Source organism: Clostridium aromativorans (genome assembly GCF_020908015.1).
Taxonomy (GTDB): Bacteria; Bacillota; Clostridia; order Clostridiales; family Clostridiaceae; genus Clostridium_B; species Clostridium_B aromativorans.
Window position 1 is genome coordinate 104,040 of the sequence record NZ_JAJJPB010000006.1, and the last position, 19,597, is coordinate 123,636.

General features: G+C 33.4%; 20 protein-coding genes. 2 read left to right on the forward strand and 18 right to left on the reverse strand.

What is annotated here, in order from left to right:
* Window positions 1-68 precede the first annotated feature (68 nt).
* Window positions 69-1,235, forward strand: coding sequence for a sporulation integral membrane protein YlbJ (gene ylbJ, locus LN736_RS07275; RefSeq protein WP_150355879.1), 1,167 nt, complete (start codon window positions 69-71; stop codon window positions 1,233-1,235).
* Here ylbJ and LN736_RS07280 read toward each other — a convergent pair.
* The 6 genes from LN736_RS07280 to LN736_RS07305 all read right to left on the reverse strand — a co-directional run bounded on the left by LN736_RS07280 (window position 1,218) and on the right by LN736_RS07305 (window position 7,090).
* Entirely contained in the window at window positions 1,218-1,742 is a 525-nt protein-coding gene (locus LN736_RS07280; protein WP_150355878.1) for a V-type ATP synthase subunit E family protein, read from the reverse strand. The two genes, ylbJ and LN736_RS07280, sit on opposite strands and share 18 nt — an antisense overlap.
* 22 nt (window positions 1,743-1,764) lie before the next feature.
* Entirely contained in the window at window positions 1,765-2,259 is a 495-nt protein-coding gene (gene coaD, locus LN736_RS07285) for a pantetheine-phosphate adenylyltransferase (protein WP_150355877.1), read from the reverse strand.
* Window positions 2,260-2,264: 5 nt separating this feature from the next.
* Complete coding sequence (rsmD, locus tag LN736_RS07290) at window positions 2,265-2,825, reverse strand: 16S rRNA (guanine(966)-N(2))-methyltransferase RsmD (RefSeq protein ID WP_150355876.1); 561 nt, start codon at window positions 2,823-2,825, stop codon at window positions 2,265-2,267.
* A 104-nt stretch (window positions 2,826-2,929) separates the two neighbouring features.
* Window positions 2,930-4,966 (reverse strand): ATP-dependent DNA helicase RecG, encoded by a 2,037-nt coding sequence (gene recG, locus LN736_RS07295; RefSeq protein ID WP_150355875.1) that lies wholly within the window; start codon window positions 4,964-4,966, stop codon window positions 2,930-2,932.
* 103 nt (window positions 4,967-5,069) lie between these two features.
* Window positions 5,070-6,722, reverse strand: a complete 1,653-nt coding sequence (locus LN736_RS07300; protein WP_150355874.1) for a DAK2 domain-containing protein — start codon at window positions 6,720-6,722, stop codon at window positions 5,070-5,072.
* Between the two features lie 17 nt (window positions 6,723-6,739).
* The gene (locus LN736_RS07305; protein WP_150355873.1) at window positions 6,740-7,090 is read right to left on the reverse strand and encodes an Asp23/Gls24 family envelope stress response protein; all 351 of its coding nucleotides are present in this window, start codon (window positions 7,088-7,090) and stop codon (window positions 6,740-6,742) included.
* Between the two features lie 223 nt (window positions 7,091-7,313).
* Between LN736_RS07305 and rpmB the strand changes: the two genes are divergently transcribed.
* Window positions 7,314-7,505 (forward strand): 50S ribosomal protein L28, encoded by a 192-nt coding sequence (rpmB, locus tag LN736_RS07310; RefSeq protein ID WP_150355872.1) that lies wholly within the window; start codon window positions 7,314-7,316, stop codon window positions 7,503-7,505.
* A gap of 134 nt (window positions 7,506-7,639) precedes the next feature.
* On the opposite strand, the gene LN736_RS07315 is transcribed toward rpmB, so the two are convergent.
* The 12 genes from LN736_RS07315 to priA all read right to left on the reverse strand — a co-directional run bounded on the left by LN736_RS07315 (window position 7,640) and on the right by priA (window position 19,526).
* Window positions 7,640-7,810: a hypothetical protein gene (locus LN736_RS07315; RefSeq protein ID WP_179977231.1), complete on the reverse strand. Its 171-nt coding sequence runs from the start codon at window positions 7,808-7,810 to the stop codon at window positions 7,640-7,642.
* 99 nt (window positions 7,811-7,909) lie between these two features.
* A complete protein-coding gene (locus tag LN736_RS07320) occupies window positions 7,910-8,545 on the reverse strand; it encodes a thiamine diphosphokinase (RefSeq protein WP_150355871.1) in 636 nt (211 codons plus the stop codon).
* A gap of 1 nt (window position 8,546) precedes the next feature.
* Window positions 8,547-9,197: a ribulose-phosphate 3-epimerase gene (gene rpe / locus LN736_RS07325; protein ID WP_150355870.1), complete on the reverse strand. Its 651-nt coding sequence runs from the start codon at window positions 9,195-9,197 to the stop codon at window positions 8,547-8,549.
* A 41-nt stretch (window positions 9,198-9,238) separates the two neighbouring features.
* Window positions 9,239-10,102 (reverse strand): ribosome small subunit-dependent GTPase A, encoded by an 864-nt coding sequence (gene rsgA, locus LN736_RS07330; protein WP_150355869.1) that lies wholly within the window; start codon window positions 10,100-10,102, stop codon window positions 9,239-9,241.
* A gap of 42 nt (window positions 10,103-10,144) precedes the next feature.
* Window positions 10,145-12,040, reverse strand: coding sequence for a Stk1 family PASTA domain-containing Ser/Thr kinase (gene pknB, locus LN736_RS07335; RefSeq protein ID WP_150355868.1), 1,896 nt, complete (start codon window positions 12,038-12,040; stop codon window positions 10,145-10,147).
* On the reverse strand, window positions 12,015-12,755 hold the full coding sequence (locus tag LN736_RS07340) for a Stp1/IreP family PP2C-type Ser/Thr phosphatase (RefSeq protein ID WP_150355867.1): 741 nt from the start codon (window positions 12,753-12,755) through the stop codon (window positions 12,015-12,017). Before LN736_RS07340 ends, pknB begins: the two co-directional genes overlap by 26 nt.
* Complete coding sequence (gene rlmN, locus LN736_RS07345) at window positions 12,709-13,806, reverse strand: 23S rRNA (adenine(2503)-C(2))-methyltransferase RlmN (RefSeq protein ID WP_150355866.1); 1,098 nt, start codon at window positions 13,804-13,806, stop codon at window positions 12,709-12,711. The genes LN736_RS07340 and rlmN overlap by 47 nt, the downstream gene beginning before the upstream one ends.
* A 13-nt stretch (window positions 13,807-13,819) precedes the next feature.
* Entirely contained in the window at window positions 13,820-15,151 is a 1,332-nt protein-coding gene (gene rsmB, locus LN736_RS07350; protein WP_150355865.1) for a 16S rRNA (cytosine(967)-C(5))-methyltransferase RsmB, read from the reverse strand.
* A gap of 34 nt (window positions 15,152-15,185) precedes the next feature.
* On the reverse strand, window positions 15,186-15,866 hold the full coding sequence (locus tag LN736_RS07355) for a zinc metallopeptidase (RefSeq protein ID WP_150355864.1): 681 nt from the start codon (window positions 15,864-15,866) through the stop codon (window positions 15,186-15,188).
* A 20-nt stretch (window positions 15,867-15,886) separates the two neighbouring features.
* Window positions 15,887-16,819, reverse strand: coding sequence for a methionyl-tRNA formyltransferase (gene fmt / locus LN736_RS07360; protein WP_150355863.1), 933 nt, complete (start codon window positions 16,817-16,819; stop codon window positions 15,887-15,889).
* A complete protein-coding gene (def, locus tag LN736_RS07365) occupies window positions 16,816-17,277 on the reverse strand; it encodes a peptide deformylase (protein WP_150355862.1) in 462 nt (153 codons plus the stop codon). The genes fmt and def overlap by 4 nt, the downstream gene beginning before the upstream one ends.
* A gap of 47 nt (window positions 17,278-17,324) precedes the next feature.
* A complete protein-coding gene (priA, locus tag LN736_RS07370; RefSeq protein WP_229981263.1) occupies window positions 17,325-19,526 on the reverse strand; it encodes a primosomal protein N' in 2,202 nt (733 codons plus the stop codon).
* Window positions 19,527-19,597: the final 71 nt, after the last annotated feature.

The window sequence follows — 19,597 nt, forward strand, 5'->3', positions numbered from 1 at the left end:
ACTTTATAAATATAATTTACTAAGGCACAGATCTTAGGTAAAAGTTTTTAGAAAGTAGGTAACTGCTGTTGATTGTTTTATTTTATCTTTTAATATTTACAATACTGTTTATTTTATGTGTTTCCATAAAAAATACAAATATTTTAATTACTATAGTGTGCACTATTTTAATAGGACAGATTATATTAGCCCCTAAAATATGTATAGACGGAGTGATATCTGGTGCTTTATTATTTTTTTATAAAGTATTTCCATCTCTATTTTCCTTTTTGGTTGTATCAAATATAATTTTGTCCTATGATGGGGTATACATATACTCTAGAGTAATAGGTAAACTTCTCTGCAGACCCCTTAAGCTTCCTGTTAATTGCAGTTTTGTATTGATAATAAGCATGCTCTGCGGATATCCTCTAGGTGCAAAATATGCCTGCGAATTATACGAAAAAAATTTAATAGATCTTTCCACCTGTGAAAGGCTTTTAAATATAGCTTCCAATGCCAGTCCTCTATTTGTACTGGGTTCCGTTGGCATATCGATGTTTAATAACTCCACTATTGGATACACACTATTATTATCTAATTTATTGTCATGTATATTCATGGGATTTTTAATGCCCTCTAAAAAAACATATAGAGCTCCCCTTCAGGAAAAAAGGCATATATATGTTCACGAAAATATTGGAAAATCACTTAAAAATAGTATTGAAAATGCTATAAAAAACTGTATGTCTATAGGAGGATTTGTTATCATATTCTCCGTAGTAAATAATATTTTAAAAAGTAATTTTTTATTTAATTCATTAATACATTGGGTTTCAAAATTCACAGGAATTTCTTATGACATAATAGAAGGAACTTTTCTCGGAACAATAGAGATGACCAATGGATGCAATTTGATATCCTCTTCTACTGCTTCACTCACTTTAAAAATCATTATTGTAAGCTTTTTATTTACTTTTAGCGGTGCCTCAATTATATCACAGGTTTATTCTTTTACTTATAAATTCAAAATATCCATGAAAAAATATGTCATCGGCAAAATATTTCAGGGAATTATATGTTCTGTACTGAGTTTTTCAATTTACACTTTATTTTTCAATAGATTATCAGAGGAAACATTTTTACCTTATTACAAAATCACGGGAGATTTAAGCGGTATACTTATATTCACTCTAACTCTACTTATACTTCCCTGGCTGCTGTTTAAAATGGTGAAACTATTTCATATCCCTTAATTCCTTTATATTTGCTCTTATGGAACTGGTTTTCAAATCTATATTGCCCTCTACATCATTTAAAAGTTTTTGAAATTCCAGTTTTAAATTTGTAAGCAGTTCATTACTTTTATCTGTTATCTCATTGTCTAACTGGCTCAACATTTCATCTGCATAATCTCTGGCTCCCAACCTTATAGCTTTGGCATTTTTCTGTGCAGATGAAATTATCTCCTGTGCTCTGATATTCGCTTCTTTGGTGATGTCATGATTCTCTATCTGTCTTCTCAGTAAATTTAAATTTTCTTTCTTTATATTATCTGCTTCCTGCACAGCCTCAGTTAAAATTCTATCCTTTTCTTCAACTATCCACTGTGCTTTTTTTAATTCACCAGGAAGGCAATTGACTATCTTGTCCAATATTTCTTGAATCTCTTTCTTATTTACCATAACCTTTCCCGTCATAGGAACTTTAGCGGAAGTATCCATAATTTCTTGAAGATATTCCAACAGCTTAATAGTATCCATAACTTTCTCCTCCCAAAGCTAATTAATAATTTTTATACATTCCATTAATTTTTTCTATAATATCAGGTATTATTTCTTCGGGAACCAGACCTTTAATGCATCCACCAAACATAGCAACCTGTTTTACCGATGAGGAGCTTAAAAACGAATTCATGGCACTGGACATCATAAATACAGTTTCTATATCTGGATCAAGTTTTTTATTCATCACTGACATTTGAAATTCATACTCAAAATCCGATACTGCTCTAAGCCCCTTCACTATAACTTTAATATGCTTTTTTTTCATAAAATCTATCAATAACCCACTAAAGCTTTCAACTCTTACATTAGGTATGTTTTTCACTACCTTTTTAATCAATTCAACTCTCTCATCTACATTAAAAAGTCCCTTTTTTTCAGGATTAATAAGTACTCCAACTACTACCTCATCAAATACCTTAGCTGATCTATTTATTATATCTAAATGTCCATTCGTTATAGGATCAAAACTTCCTGGGCATATTGCTGTGTTCATTTTAATTAATCCTCCTTGTATTTATAAAAACATAGAGTTGTGTTGCCATATTTTCTGTGATCTGTCAAAATTATATTGCTGGTTCCAATATATATTTTCTCACTGGTATCAATTTTGGTAACTATAATTCCATCTGGAATCAATAGATTTTCCCTTTCAATTATCTTCACTGACGGTGGAATCATATTCTTTTTATAGGGAGGATCAATAAATATTATATCAAATGCCTCTCTTTTTATACCCAATTCCTCAAGAGCCTTATAAGAATCCATATTCATAGCACTACACCTGGATAAAAACTTTAAATTTTCTATATTTTTTTCGAGACTAGAAAATGTATCACTGTCCCTGTCAACTAAAAAACACTTACTAGCTCCTCTGCTTACAGCTTCAAGTCCAAGGCTTCCTGTTCCTGCAAACAGATCCAACACAGTAGAACCATAAATTCTACTTTGAATTATGTTAAACATGGATTCCTTAACTCTATCCAAAGTAGGTCTTGTAGTATCATATCCATTTGGGGACAATATTTTTCTTCCTCTAGCAAGGCCTGAAATTATCCTCATAGACTTTCCTCCTATTTTAACTTTTTCATATACGTTATTTATTCTCTAATATTTTAACATATATATTTGCATTATTCAAAATCCACTTATATATTTGCCACGAGTTAATTAAAACTTATAAATTTTGATGTTCTCTTTAATTTTTTTTGTATTTCTTCTTTAATTCTTACATCCTCTGGATCTGTGCTTTTCAAGAGCCTTTTAGCCTCTAAATTGGCCTTTTTAAATATTTCTAAGTCTTCCACTAAATTTGACAAAATCAGCTCATCTTCTCCATGCTGCCTAAATCCGAAGATTTCACCTGCTCCTCTCAGTTTCAGATCCTGTTCTGAAATGTAGAATCCATCATTGCTGCACTTCATTATCTCCATTCTCTTCCTTATTATATCATTTTTAATATCTGCAATTAAAATACAATAGGCTTTATCCTCACCTCGTCCAACCCTTCCTCTAAGTTGATGAAGCTGTGCAAGCCCAAATCTTTCTGCATTTTCAACTATCATCACTGTGGCATTTGGTACATTTATCCCCACTTCTATAACAGTAGTGGATACCATTACTTTAATTTCACCTCTTTTAAACCTATCCATTATATCTTCTTTATCTTTAGAAGACATTTTTCCATGGAGCATCTCAATTTGGACATTCTTAAAATATTTTTCTTTAAGTTCCCTGTAGACATCCTCTACCGAGCTCAAATTTAACTGTTCATTTTCCTCCACCAGCGGACATACCACATACACTTGTTTACCTTTTTTTATTTCATCAAGGGCAAATCTATATACATTATCTCTGGAGTTTTTATCTCTATAATAGGTAGCTATTTTTTTTCTTCCCGGTGGGAGTTCATCTATGGTAGATACATCTAAATCCCCATATAAATACAAGCTCAGAGTTCTTGGAATAGGTGTAGCTGTCATAATGAGTACATCAACATTTTCCCCTTTGTTGGTAAGCTTGCTCCTCTGCATAACTCCAAACCTATGCTGTTCATCCGTAACTACCATCCCTAAGTTTTTAAATTGTACATCTTCCTGAATCAAAGCATGAGTACCTATCAATATATCTATTTTTCCCAGCTTCAGCTCCTGCTTTATCCCTTCCTTGTTTTTAGCAGTAGTACTCCCACAAAGTAATTTCACATTCACGCTGAATTTTTCTAAAAGTTTTTTAGCTTCTATATAGTGCTGAGTAGCCAGTATCTCGGTTGGAGCCATCAAAACCGCCTGGTACCCATTTTTTACCACATTAAAAATGGCTATGAGACCCACTATAGTCTTTCCACTTCCCACATCTCCCTGCAGTAATCTGTTCATTGGAACCTGTCTTTTTTCATCTATCAATATCTCTCTCATGACCTTTTTTTGAGCTCCAGTAAGTTCGTAGGGAATCATCTTTTTTAGCTTTATCAATTCCGGAGAAATTTTAAAGGCTATGCCTCTTTCATTGATAAAGCTATATTTGAGCATTAATATCTTCAAGGAATATATAAAAAGTTCTTGAAATTTAAGTCTTCTTTTGCTCTGGTTTAACTCCTTCAAATTAGCAGGATTATGTATTATTCGTATCGCCCTGTCTAGACTGTAAAATTTATATTTGTCAATTATCCATCCAGGGAGATTTTCCTCTATTTTTACTCCACGAAGTACCTCGGATATAAGCTTCATAAATGTATTATTTGTTATTCCTGATTTCAAAGGATATATTGGTATTATTTTTTCTTCTGTTTTATCCAATTTATGATCATTTACCATAACAGGATTTGTCATGTAACTTTGTCCTTTAAATTTCTGAACTTTTCCCATTATCCTATACTCATTATTCACTCTAAATTTATTTTTTATATAAGGCTGATTAAACCATCTCCCTTTAAAAACTGTGTTTTTGTTTTGAAATACTATAGTGGAAATAATCTTTCCGCTTTTAGTTCTGATATCCCTGCATATGTTTTTAACCCTACAGTCTATTATAACCTTTCCAACATTTTCATCCTTTAAATCTGAACAGCTAGAAATCACCTCATAATCTCTCGGAAAATACAAAAGTAAATCCAGTATATTGAATATAAAACATTTATTTAGAACTCCAGCCGTTACATCTCCAACTCCCTTTATACACTTTACATCATCATATGCATTCATAAATTTTCACCTACTTTTTCACTTAAAATATTATACTATATCTGAGCGAATTAAAAGTAACTAATAAAAGCCTATTCAAATAAAAAAAGCCCAAAGGCTTTTTTTACTCAACAGACACTATGAAATAATAAAGAGGCTGTTTCCCATTGTAGCACTGTATATCCATATCTTCATATTTTTTTTCAAGTTTCTTTATAAAGTCATTTACTTCCTCCTCATTACATCCATCGCCATAATATATGCTTATGAGTTCGCTATTTCCCCCTGTCATCTCATCTATTATGTCACCACATACCTGGAATTTATCCTTTCCAACCTGTTTTATACTGCCTTCGATAAGTCCCAATATATCTCCCTGTCTTATATCTTTTCCATCCACTTCCGTATCTCTAACTGCATAAGTCACTTGCCCCGTAGCCACTGTAGTTATAGCTTTCTCCATGGCACTTATATTTTCATCTAAATCCATATCTGAATTAAATGCTGTTATTGCAGTAATTCCTTGAGGTATAGTTTTAGTTGATATTACTTTTACTAATTTATCTGACAGCTCCGCAGCTTGATTAGCTGCCATAATTACATTTTTATTGTTGGGCAATACAAATATATTTTCTGCATTTATTTTTTCTATACAATTTAATATATCTTCAGTACTCGGGTTCATAGTCTGACCACCTTCTATCACGTAGTCTACTCCCAGATCCTTAAATATACCATTGATACCTTCTCCTATGGATACTGAAATAAAGGCGTATTTTTTTCGTTCAGTTTGATTTTCTCCACTCTCATGAGCTTTTTCTTCAGAAGAATCTTCTTTAAAATCATCTATATTTAAAATATGTCTATGCTGTTCTCTCATATTATCTATTTTTATTTTGGACAATTCCCCCAATTTAACCGCCTTCGATAGAACCCATCCCGGATCATTGGTGTGTATGTGAACTTTTATTATATCCTCGTCTTTCACTACCACCATGGAATCTCCTATTTTCTTCAATTCTTTTCTAAAATTCTCTATATCCGGCACCTGAGAATGAATCAGAAATTCTGTACAATATCCATATTTTATATTCTGTTCCCCTAAATTCTTAGCTGCAGGTTGAATTTTTGCGTTGTCGGCTTCTTTTAAATGCAGTTTTTCCATATGATCTTTTAAAGCCTCATACATTCCCTGAAGTATAATCAAAAGTCCCATGCCGCCGGCATCTACTACTTTTGCTTTTTTTAACACAGGAAGCATATCAGGAGTTTTGTCAAGCACAGTTTTACTGTAATCACACACTTCTTCCAAAAGCTCAGTTATATCTTTTTTATCAGACTTTACGGCACTTTCACCTGCAGCTTTTATAATAGTCAATATAGTACCTTCCGTAGGACGCATAACTGCTTTATAGGCAAATCTTGCTCCTTCTTCCAGTGCACTTCCAAGTTCCGATGAATCCACCTGTTTTTTGCCTTCAATTCCATTAGCTATACCTCTGAATATCTGTGAAAGTATAACTCCGGAATTTCCCCTGGCTCCCATAAGTGCACCCTTGGCCAGCTGTTTTCCTATTGCATCTATGGATTTCTCACCTGCATCGGCTATCTCCAACACTGCATTTCTAAGTGTCATAGACATATTTGTACCCGTGTCTCCATCAGGTACTGGAAATACATTTAGTGAATTTACAAAATTCTTCTGTTCCTCTAGTTTATTACTGGCATTTACAACCATATTGTAAAAAATCTGCCCGTCTATATTTAAGTATCCCATTTTTACAAATTACCTCCCTAGACCCTAACACCTTGAACGTTTACCGTAATAGTTGAGACCTTAAGTCCTGTGTAGTTCTCTATATTGTATTTTATCTTCTGTATTATATTATTTGCAATTACAGATATCTTTGTTCCATATTCCACAATTATGTGTAATTCTATAATCAATTCATTATTTTTAGAACGAACCTTTACTCCCTTACTTAAATTTTCACTTTTTATTAATTTCCAAAAACCATCTTTGGCGCTTTTAGAAGCCATTCCCACTACGCCATAGCATTCCATAGTAGATAATCCAGCTATATTGGCAACCACTTCTTCCGAATAATCTATATACCCGTTTTCCTCAACAATACTGCCTATCATACAAAAACCTCCTCATTCAATATCATATTCTATAATACCATAAAGACATTTTATTATTCAAGTTACATCAAAATTTTTCCAAAACAATCTCTAATTTAAATATAGGGGTTCAGATTTGATATTTATGCTTTGAACTTTAACTTAGCCTTGCATATACCACACCTTCTGTGGTAAAATAATTTATGTTTGAGTTGTATAAAACTCTTAAGGGAGGTGTTTTACAGTGTCAAAAAAATGTGAAATATGTGGTAAATCCGTTGTATTTGGTGTACAGTACAGTCATTCACATCGCCAATCTAAAAGAACCTGGTCTCCAAATATAAGAAAAATTAAAGCCATAGTCAATGGCACACCAAAAACTATACATGTTTGTTCGAGATGTCTTCGTTCCGGAAAGGTTCAACGTGCCATATAAAAATAAAAATGCAGTTGTTTAGTTACAATTGCATTTTTGTGTTTATATGATTATTTTTTCTTGGTAAAAAACTTTATAATTGCAGACAGGACACCTGGAAGCTTAAATGCAATAATTTTCATTAAATTACCTCCTTATTTATGACGTTCTATTAGATACCATCCACAATAAATCAATCCTGCACCTGCAGCTATTATCCATCCCCATATAGGGATAATAACTGTCAGTAGAAATCCTACACCTATAGATAAAGCCACTAATCCAATTTTTCTTTTTGTTCTTCTTCTGAATCCTCTTTTTTTCACGTTATTATCCCTTAAAAATTGCTCTACACTATTATATGCATAAAGATGTAATATTGTTACCACTTTTTTTAATATCATCATCAATTGTGCATTGGATAATCAATCTCTACTCTTCATTAAAAGTAATTTACCGCTGTCAAATATTATACTCACACTTCTATTTAAAAATTCATTCGATATCGTTCTTCCATCCCCCAACTTCAGATCGTAATTGTCAAGCTTATACCTCGCACCTATTATACTCAAATTTCTAACTATATCACAGTAGGCATGAAGGGAAAATGTTTCTCCCTCTCTGCCTTTTATTGTAACGGGTTTACTTATTAGTTCAATAGTATTGTGCTCATCTTTTATAAAAGCTCTAATTCCCTTTGAATTACACTTTAAAAGCATTCCCAGATTACCCAAAAGATGATCTACCCTGCTTCCCGTAACTCCAAGCAGCACTATTTCATCTGCTCTCAGACTCAGAGCCTTATCAATTACAATTTCAGTATCTGTACAGTTTTTAGCCTTAGGATATTTTTCTATAATACAGTTCTTTTCCCTGAAAAATTTTAGAGGCTCTTCATCTATAGAATCGAAATCTCCCATAAGATACATGGGTACAATATTATATCTGTAAAGACAATTTGCGCCACTGTCGGCACATATTAAAATTGAATCTCCATAAAGTTCCTCTTTAATTAATTTTTCGGAAGGAGCATTTCCCCCTGACACTATAACTACCCTCATACTAAATTCCCTCTCTCAGCATCTTTATATTGTCCTCTATCTTTCCATCTTTAAATACAGCAGAACCAGCCACTATTACATTTGCTCCATTTTTCACTGCACTACCTATATTATGCTTTGAAATACCTCCATCCACCTCTATCATCAGATTCTCATTGTATTTATAACTTAAATTTTTAACTTCCTCTATTTTTCTTGAACAGTAATCTATGTATTTTTGCCCTCCAAATCCAGGGTTTACAGACATTATAAGAACCATATCTAAATCAGGTATCAGATATTTTATGTTATCTACCAATGTAGCGGGATTTAATGCCACTGCAGCTTTTACGCCTAGACTTCTTATATAATTTAAAGTTCTATCCAGATGGTTGTCAGCTTCAAAATGAACCGTTATGATATCTGCCCCAGCTTTTACAAAACTCTCTATGTACCTTGCAGGCTCCTTTATCATCAAATGTACATCAAAAGGCAATTTAGTGTATTTCCGTACACTTTGTATAACAGGTACTCCAAAACTTATATTTGGTACAAAACTTCCATCCATAACATCTATATGGATTAAATCTGCTCCATATTTATCCAGAGATTTTATCTCTTCCCCCAATTTTGAAAAATCTGCCGATAATATGGAAGGTGCTATTTTTATCATTGTGTATTATCTCCTTTTCAATAATTAAGCGTAATTAGCCATCAATATCTCTCCCGGGAAGAAACTTCCTTTAAAACCTTAATATAAAAATCATATCTTTCTCTACTTATGGTCCCTTTTTCCACAGCAGCTTTAATAGCACATTTAGGTTCTCTATAGTGAATACATCCCGTAAATTTACACTCTCCTATAAAACCCATAAATTCAGGGAAACAATATTGAAGTTTTTCTATAGGTATATCACTTGTATCCAGTGAAGAAAACCCTGGAGTATCTACCACAAAACCTCCCTCAAGTTCTATCAATTGACTGTACCTTGTAGTATGTTTCCCTTTATTTAATTTTTTACTTATTTTACCCGTTTCCATGAGTTTTTCCCCACAGAGAGAATTTAAAATAGTAGATTTTCCTACGCCTGAGGGTCCGCATAAAACCGTAACATTTCCCCGGAGTTTTTCTCTTATGGTATCAATGCCATATCCTTCTTTTGCTTTTAACTGCAGTACTTCATAACCTATACTGCTTATTCTATCTATAATCTCTATTTCTCCACTTTCCTTAGGCAAATCCATTTTATTAAAGCATACAATTACTTCTAAATTACTGTACTCACAGCTTATGAGGATTCTGTTTAATAGATCTTCATTTATTTTAGGATGATTGAACGCAAAAATCACTAATACTTGAGTTATATTCGCTACTGTAGGACGTTTTAGCTGACTTATTCTAGGGTAAATTTTATCAATAACCCCCTGGTTCTTTTCAACATTTATATTAACATTATCTCCGACCATAGGGGAAAGTCCATCATACCTGAACTTTCCCCTAGCCCTGCATTCAATTACCCCATATTCAGTTTTTATATAATAGAATCCTCCTATACCCTTTACTATAATTCCCCTCATAATTCCTCCTAATTCACATTTAACGCTGTTTCATCCTGTGTTTTATTTTCCCGAATTATTGGAATTTGAGTTGTTGCCCTCTCCTGAATTACCGCCTCCAGTATTGCCATTTTGTTGTCCGCCACCATTTTGCTGTCCATCGCCATTTTGCTGTCCACTGGTATTTTGTCCGCTGCTGTTTTCATTACCATTATTTCCTCCATTATTTCCATCTTGAGGTATCTGATTACTACCCTGTTCTCCTTCAGGCTGCTTATATACATAATAAGTTAAAGTTACAGTAGTGCCTTCTTTAACCTGACGTGAAGCTCCTATGCTCTGATTTGTAATACCCAGGTTTTCTTGAGTCTTATCAGATGTTTCCACCGGGTTCTCAGCAACCCTTAATCCTGCATTCTGCATTATGGCTCTTGCCTCACTTATGCTTTTTCCTGAAACATCCGGAACCGTTACATATTTTGCTTCTGGTCCCTTGCTGACCACAAGATTTACTTTTGACCCATCTTTTACTTTAGAGTCTGCCTCCGGATCCTGACTTATAACCTGACCCTGGGATACGGTATCACTGTATTTGTAAGATATATCCCCAACATCTAATCCACTGCTGGTAATAATACTTTTGGCAGTACTTAAATCAATGCCAACTACATTTGGAACCCCCATAGTATCAGTACCTCCACTTATGATTACCCTTACATCTGAATTTGCTTTTACTTTTGTACCAACTTTAGGAAAACATTCAAGTACTGTGCCTTCAGGTTTATCACTTTTTTCCTTAGCTCCAACTACAAAATTGAGTTTTTTACTTTCCACTAATTTTTTGGCTTCAGCCTGTTTCATTCCAATTATATTGGGGACTGCAACCTCCGCAGAAGTCCTGTTGAAAGCAAAGTATCCTGAAACTGCACCTATTACTGTCACCAACACAAATAATGCTATTATAAGTATAGTCTTCTTTTTCTTTGGATCCAGGGTGGGTTTATTTTTTTTATCCTCAGGTTCACCTTCATAATCATTATCACTATAACCTTCTTCATCCTTATAATTGTCATTTACATCTACAGGATCCATTATCCGCGTCATATCATCATTTAGATCATCTTCTATTAAATTTAATTTCTGGTTATTTTCTATCTTTTTTAAATCCACAAGCATATCTTCCATAGTCTGATATCTTTTTATAGGCTCTTTTTCTACAGCCTTCAAAATCAATTTATTTAAACTTTCCGGTACATTTTCATTTAGTTTAATTGGAGGAACCACAGGTTCCTGTATATGCTTCAGTGCTATGGATACGGGGCTCTCCGCATCATAGGGCACCCGTCCTGTAACCATTTCATACATAACTATTCCCATAGAATAGATATCCGTCCTAAAATCTACAAAACTTCCCCTTGCCTGCTCAGGAGAAAAATAATGTGCGGATCCCATTATCTTATTTGAATTGGTTATAGTAACTGAATTAGAAGCTTTCGCAATTCCGAAATCCGTTACCTTTACTATCCCATCCTCTGTTACAAGAATATTATGAGGCTTTATATCTCTATGTATAATATTATTCTTATGTGCACATTTGAGGGCTTTGGCTATCTGAATAGCTATTTCTACCGATCTTTCCGGTGGTATCCTGACCTCTTCCTTTATTATCTGTTTCAGTGTCTTTCCTGAAACATATTCCATGACTATATAATTTATGTCATCCTGGGTACCTACATCATATATATTAACTATATTATTATCCGACAGACTTGCTGCTGCCGTAGCTTCTCTCTTAAATTTTTCGACAAACTCCTTATCACTGGAAAATTGTTCTTTAAGAACTTTCACAGCCACATTTCTATTTAATAGGTGATCTTTAGCCTTATAAACGACTGCCATTCCACCTTCTCCTATTTTTTCTAACGGCTCATACCTATTTCCTAGCATGGTCCCTATCATCTTTACCCTCTCCTTCAAATACAATAACTGATATATTATCTTTTCCACCTCTAAGATTGCTGAGTTCTATCAATTGTCTACAGGCATCTTCATTGTTATTGCTCATTATAATATCATACATCTCATCAGTGCTCACCCCATTAGATAAACCATCGGTACAAAGCATTACCCTATTAACGTCTTTTAAATTCACTTCAAAGGTGTCTATTTTTACGGATAAATTAGTTCCAAGTGCCCTGGTTATTATATTTTTATTGGGATGAATTGCAGCTTCCTCTTCAGTTATGCTGCCTTCGTCAACTAATTGCTGTACAAGGGAATGATCTTTAGTGATTTTAACTACACCGTCGTATCTTATAGTATAACATCCACTATCACCTACATTAGCTACTACCATATTCATATCTTTAACTAAACAAGCTGTTATAGTTGTCCCCATTCCACCAAATTCATCATTACTTGTTGATAATTTATAGATCTTTTCATTTGCTAAATTTATGGCTTCTAACAGGTCCTTTTTCATATCTACTGTGTTCTTAGCTTTTATACTAGAAATGGTCGTTTCCACTGCAATTCTACTTGCAACCTCTCCTGCATTATGACCGCCCATTCCATCTGCTATTACATATAGATCTAAATCTTTTCCATTATAGAAATCTGCAAAATCTTCATTTAGTTTTCTTACTCTGCCCACATCTGACAAGATCCCCACCATTTTCTACACCCTTTCTATACCTTTTTGATTCTAAATAACTTCTCCTCAGCTGTCCACAAGCAGCATTTATGTCTGAACCCATTTCTCTTCTTATAGTAACTTCTATTTTATTTTCAACAAGTTTATTATAAAAACCTTTTATATTGTCTAGAGAAGATTTCTTAAAATCATTTTCTTTAACTTCATTGACAGGTATTAAATTCACATGGCATAGAAGACCCCTTAGCAGCCTTGTTAAACCTTCAGCACATTTCAGGCTGTCATTAACACCTCTTACCAAAGCGTATTCAAAGGATATTCTTCTACCTGTTTTATCTATATAATATCTGCATGAATCAATTATCTCTTTTATAGAGTATTTATTTGCAATGGGCATAATTTTTATTCTATTTATATCATCTGGTGAATGTAACGATATAGCTAATGTTATCTGCAAATTTTCACCTGCAAGTTGTCTTATTTTAGGTACTATACCGCAGGTAGAAAGAGTTATATGTCTTTGACCTATATTGAGGCTGTAGTCACAACTTATCATCTTTAAAAATTTCAACACATTGTCATAATTGTCGAGAGGTTCTCCACTTCCCATTAAAACTACATTTGATATCCTCTCATCTATTTCACTCTGAGATCTTAGTACTTGAGCCAATATTTCTCCACTGCTTAAATTTCTCACCATTCCACCTACAGTAGATGCACAGAATTTACACCCCATTCTGCATCCAACTTGTGTTGAAACACATATAGAATTCCCGTGTTTATATTTCATAACCACTGTCTCTATAATATTTCCATCCCTGTATTTATATAAAAATTTAGTAGTATCCTTTAACTTTGATTGATAACTTTTAACTAGTTCCGGAATTTCAATATAAAAATTTGTTTTTAATTTTTTTACTAAAGATTTAGGTATATTGGTCATACAATCAAAATTCCACTGACCATTCTTATATAACCAATCCATTATTTGACTTGCTCTAAATTGACTTTCACCGTTATTTTTCATCCAATTTCTTAAGTCTTCCATATTAAAGTCAAAAATATTATACATACATTTATTGCACCTACCTATATTTTATCATTTTTGCAATAAAAAACCCATCCATATTATCATTGGGAAGTACAGTTATATACCCTTTTTCATCATAAATTATATTTTCAAAATCTCCAAAATTTATTTTCTCCAATTTGAATTGCGGATTTTTTTGAATAAACCAATTTATATTCTCATTATTTTCCACTTTATTTAAAGTACAGGTGGAGTATATAAGTTTTCCCTCTTGTTTTACATACTTTGAAGCATTTAACATGATGTTTCTCTGTATTTTTACCAAATTATCCATAGAATCTTTATTTTTAGTCCACTTGATCTCCGGCTTTTTTCTTATTATTCCAAGTCCTGAGCAGGGCACATCAATGAGAACCCTATCTGCTGCATTTTCAAATTGCCCTATATATTTTTCAGCGTCAAACACATTATAAATTAAATTTTCAACTCCCAATCTACTGGCATTTTCCTTTACAAGTGACATCTTATTTGCATGCAGATCACAAGCATATACCTTTCCTGTATTTTTCATCAGCTCTGCTATATGACAGGATTTACCTCCCGGTGCACTGCAGAGATCCAACACAGTCATATTTTCTTCCAGATCCATAACATGGGCTACAAGCATTGAACTTTCATCTTGAACTGTAATATACCCCTTCTTAAAAAGGGGATTCAATTCTATATTACTTCCTTTTTTTATAATCAGCGCTTCTTTGCATATAGTTCCTTCTTTTACATCATATCCATTTTTTATAAGTTCATTCCACACCTGTTCATATTTTATTTTTAACGTATTCACCCTCACTGTAACTTTAGGAACTATATTGGAATTTTTCAATATGCTCTCTCCCGTTTTTTCACCATATTGTGTAATAAAAAGTTCAGCCATCCATCGGGAAAAAGAATATTTAAAACACCACCTACTCATTTTATCGCCCTTATGCTCACAAGTTAGAGTATCTTTATTTCTCAAATAATTCCTCAAAACACCATTTACCAGCTTAGATAACTTAACTGACTTCCTTTTAGAAAGTTCTACAGCCTCATTCACTACTGCAAATTCAGGAATCTTACTCAGGTATCTCAATTGATATACAGACATTCTGAGTATATTCAATATGTCCCCATCCATTTTCCCAATATCACTTTTTATAAAACTGTCTAATATACTGTCAATTGTATATTTATACCTTAAAGTACCATATACTAGCTCCGTGACCAGTGCTCTATCTTTTCTATCCAAATTTTCCTTATTTAAATACATACTCAAAACTACATTGGAATATGCATTGTTATCCAATACCTGTTTAAGTACTTTAACGGCTGTACCCCTGGGATTTATCATGATTCTACCTCTAATCAAAAAATATCTTCATCCATTAATTTCTATCTCTACTTATATATATGAGTCTGAGCAAATTGGCTATAGCAGTTAATACAGCAGCCACATAGGTCATGGCAGCAGCACTTAAAACCGATCTGGCCCCATCAAGCTCATCCGAATAGAGTATATTTCTTCCTTCCAGTATCTTTAAGGCTCTTCTGGAGGCATTTAATTCTACAGGAAGAGTTATTATTTGAAATAAAACTACTAAAGCAAATAAAATTATACCTAAATTTACAAGTCCCTTAATTCCTAAAACAAATCCAGCCAAAAACAATATCCATGAAACATTGGATCCAAAGTTAACTACAGGTACAATGGAATTTCTGATAACAAGTGGAACATATCCATTTTTATGCTGAATGGCATGACCAGTTTCATGGGCCGCCACACCTATTGAGGCCACGGAATTTCCGTAATAAACATCCTCCGAAAGTCTCATGACTCTCCTGGAAGGATCGTAATGATCGCTGAGTTTTCCGGGTATCAGTTCTACTGGTACGTCGTAAAGACCGCTGCCATCCAAAAGCATTCTGGCCACCTGGGCGCCTGTATACCCATTGTGGCTCCTATACCTAGAATATTTATTAAAAGTGGAAGATACTTTATATTGAGCCCAAATTGCTACTAAAAGTGCTGGAATTAGTATAATAAAACTGCTATCAAAGTAAAACATCAATTACACCTCCACGTAGATTATTCTCCTAATATAACACCTGTTTTTATCAAATGCCCCTTTATATATTCACTCACTTCCATAGGTCTTCCTCCTGGAAATTGTATATTTTTTATCAAGACAATCCCTCTGCCGCAGGATACCTTGATACCATATTTGGAAACTTCAAGTATATATCCGGCTTCCCTTGGGGACATTTCATCCAGTGCCTCCACCCGGTATATTTTCATATTCTCTCCCTTATACTGAGTATATGCAATAGGCCATGGATTTAAACCTCTGACAAAATTTTTTATTTTAATACTATCCAGATTCCAATCTATTTCTGCCATGTTCCTACACAACATCTTTGCATAGGCAGTTGTAGTTTCTCCCTGTTTTTTCCTTTTAATTACACCTGTTTCCAGTCCTCTAAGGGTTCTTGCCAATAAATCAGCTCCATCTTCCTTCAATATATCTGTAAGTTCTCCTGCAGTCATATCTTCTGGAATCTCAACATTGCTGCTTAAAAGCATATCTCCTGTATCAAGTCCAGTATTCATGAACATAGTAGTGTTTCCCGTTTTCTTTTCTCCATTTATAATACACCAGTTTATAGGTGCTGCTCCCCTGTACTTTGGCAAAAGTGATGCATGCAGATTGATGCATCCATTTTTAGGTATATCCAGCACCTCTTTTGTCAGTATCTGACCATAAGCTACTACTACTATAAAATCAGGTTTCATTTCCTTTAGTTTACCCAATGACCGGGTATCCTTTTTTAGACTTACAGGCTGATAAACCGGTATATTGTACTTAATAGCTTCTTCTTTAACAGGAGAAAAAACTACTTTTTTCCCCCTACCTTTCGGTCTGTCAGGTTGAGTAAATACAGCTGTTACATTATGTTCCTCTATCAATCTCTTTAAAGAGGGCACCGAAAAATCAGGAGTTCCCATAAAAACTATATTCATATATTATTTTCACCTTCTTTTTTTATGACCTTATCTATAAAGAGTATGCCATTTAAATGATCTATTTCATGGCAAAATGCCCTTGCCAGTAAATTTTCTCCCTCTACTATTATCTCTTCTCCCTTTTCATTTAAAGCTTTCACTTTAACCTTATTAGGCCTTTTTACTTCACCCTGCACTCCAGGTATGCTCAAACATCCTTCCTTATCTATATAGCTTCCTTCACTATATATAATTTCTGGATTTATAAGTTTATATATACCTTCTCCTATATCAACTACTATGGCTCTCTTCAAAACACCTACTTGAGGTGCTGCAAGTCCTATACCATCCTCTTCATACAATGTCTCTTCCATATCTTTAAGCAATGTTATAATCCTATTATTTATAACATCCACTTTCTTGCTTTTTTTTCTCAATATGTCATCGCCGTATTTTCTAATATTTCTTAAAGCCATCTATTTGACCTTCCCCTCTCAATTTAAACTGTATACCCTAATAAATTCTACATCATGTTAATAGGATTTATATCTATACTGACCTTTACATCATTATAAACATCTTTTAACAAATCATAAACTATTTTTCTTATATTTTGTGCTATATTTAGACTTATCTTTCCCTTTATCATTATCTTCCACCTGTATGATTCCTTTATTTTCGATATTTCACAAGGGCATGGTCCCAGCATTTCAATTTTATCATTTTTTATGAGAATATTTCTTAAAAATATACCAACATTTTGTATACTTTTTATTAATATATCTTCATTTTTACTGCTCATATTGATGAGAAGAATATCTGAAAAAGGCGGATAATTCATACGCTCTCTTATACTGATCTCTCTATTATAAAAATCCCTATACCTATTCTCTGCAGCACATCTTAAGCTGTAATTTTCAGGATTATATGTCTGAACAATTACCTCTCCTGGCTTTTCACCTCTACCTGCTCTTCCTGAAACCTGGGTTATAAGTTCATAAGTCTTTTCTGAAGATCTAAAGTCCGGAAGATTAATAGACAGATCCGCTGCTATTACCCCCACTAAAGTCACATTTTTAAAATCCAACCCCTTAGCTATCATCTGTGTTCCTATCAATATATCAGCCCTGCCTTCTTTGAAGGTATTATATATGCTTTCATAAGAATTTTTTTTCCTGGTAGTATCAAAATCCATCCTGAGGATTTTTGCCTGGTGGAATTCATTTTTTATCAACTGTTCTATTTTTTCAGTACCAACTCCAAAATACTTTACATATCTGCTTCCGCATTTAGGGCAAGTCTTTGGTACATCAATTTTACTTCCACAGTAATGACATACGAGCTTTCCAATATTATGATGATAGGTATAAGATATATCGCAATTGCTGCATTTAAATACATAACCACATTTTCTGCAGGATACAAAAGTAGAATATCCCCTTCTATTCAAAAACAATATTATCTGTTCCCTTTTGTTTAATCTATCACAAATTGATTTATATAATATTTTACTAAACATGGATTTATTATTATTTACAAGTTCTTCCCTCATATCTATAATTCTAATTTTGGGCATAGCTGCCCCATCGGCTCTATTTTTCAAAGTTATAAGTTGAATTTCACCTCTTGTACACCTATGATAAGTCTCTATGGAAGGAGTAGCTGAACCCAATACCATCTTACAGCCATACTGACTGCATTTTATTTCTCCAACTTCTCTAGCATTGTACTTAGGATTGCTATCCGATTTATAGCTCCATTCCTGTTCCTCATCTATTATTATAAATCCCAAATTTCTAAAAGGTAAAAAGATGGCAGATCTAGCTCCTATAGCAACTTTTACCTGGCCTCGTTTTACTCTCATCCATTCGTCATATCTCTCTCCATCAGATAATTTACTGTGAAATACGCTTACATCTTTCCCAAATCTACCTTTAAATCTTTCTACCATTTGAGGAGTAAGAGCAATTTCAGGAACCAATATTATGGATTCCTTCCCGCTTTTCATAGCCTTTTCCACAAGCCGCATATAGATTTCAGTTTTGCCGCTTCCTGTAACTCCATGAATTAAAAATATCTTTTTATCTGAATTAATTATTTTATTTACTGCAAACTGCTGCTCTTCATTCAAGGTTTTTTTTGAATAAATATCATATTTCCTTTCATCATATCTATTCACTGTACTTCTTCCTGTAATAAGAAATCCATGCTTTATCATAGTATTTATAGAAGATAGTGATAGATTATATTTTTTACTTATAAAATTTTTAGTGTATTTTCCATTTTCGCCTTCCACCAATTCATATATACTTTTATATGGATTCCTGTCAAAATTTTTTTCCAGTTTTTTACCTGTATACACCAGATTCTGCTTTTTGTCTTTCACTCCCTTGAAAATACCTCTTGGAATAAATACCTTTATGCAATCAAGGTAAGTGCACAGATACCTCTCTCTCATCTTCTCTATAAGTTCCAGATCCTTTGCCGTAAAAAGGGGAAAATCATCACAAAAATCAATTATTTCCTTAATTTTTTTATCATGCAGTACATTTTCATAAAGCTTTACTATAAATCCATCCAATTTTTTATTTCCCATTCCAAAAGGAACTTTAACTCTAAAACCTATTTCTATTTTGTCCTTTAACTTTTCTGGCACCTTATAGGTAAAAATTTTATCTAATTTTACAGAGCTATTGTTTACAATAATTCCTGCATATGTATACACCTGATCACCCTTTTACAATAAACATTAAATAAGAGAGGCATTTAAATTTTAACCCCTCTTAAACATAAATA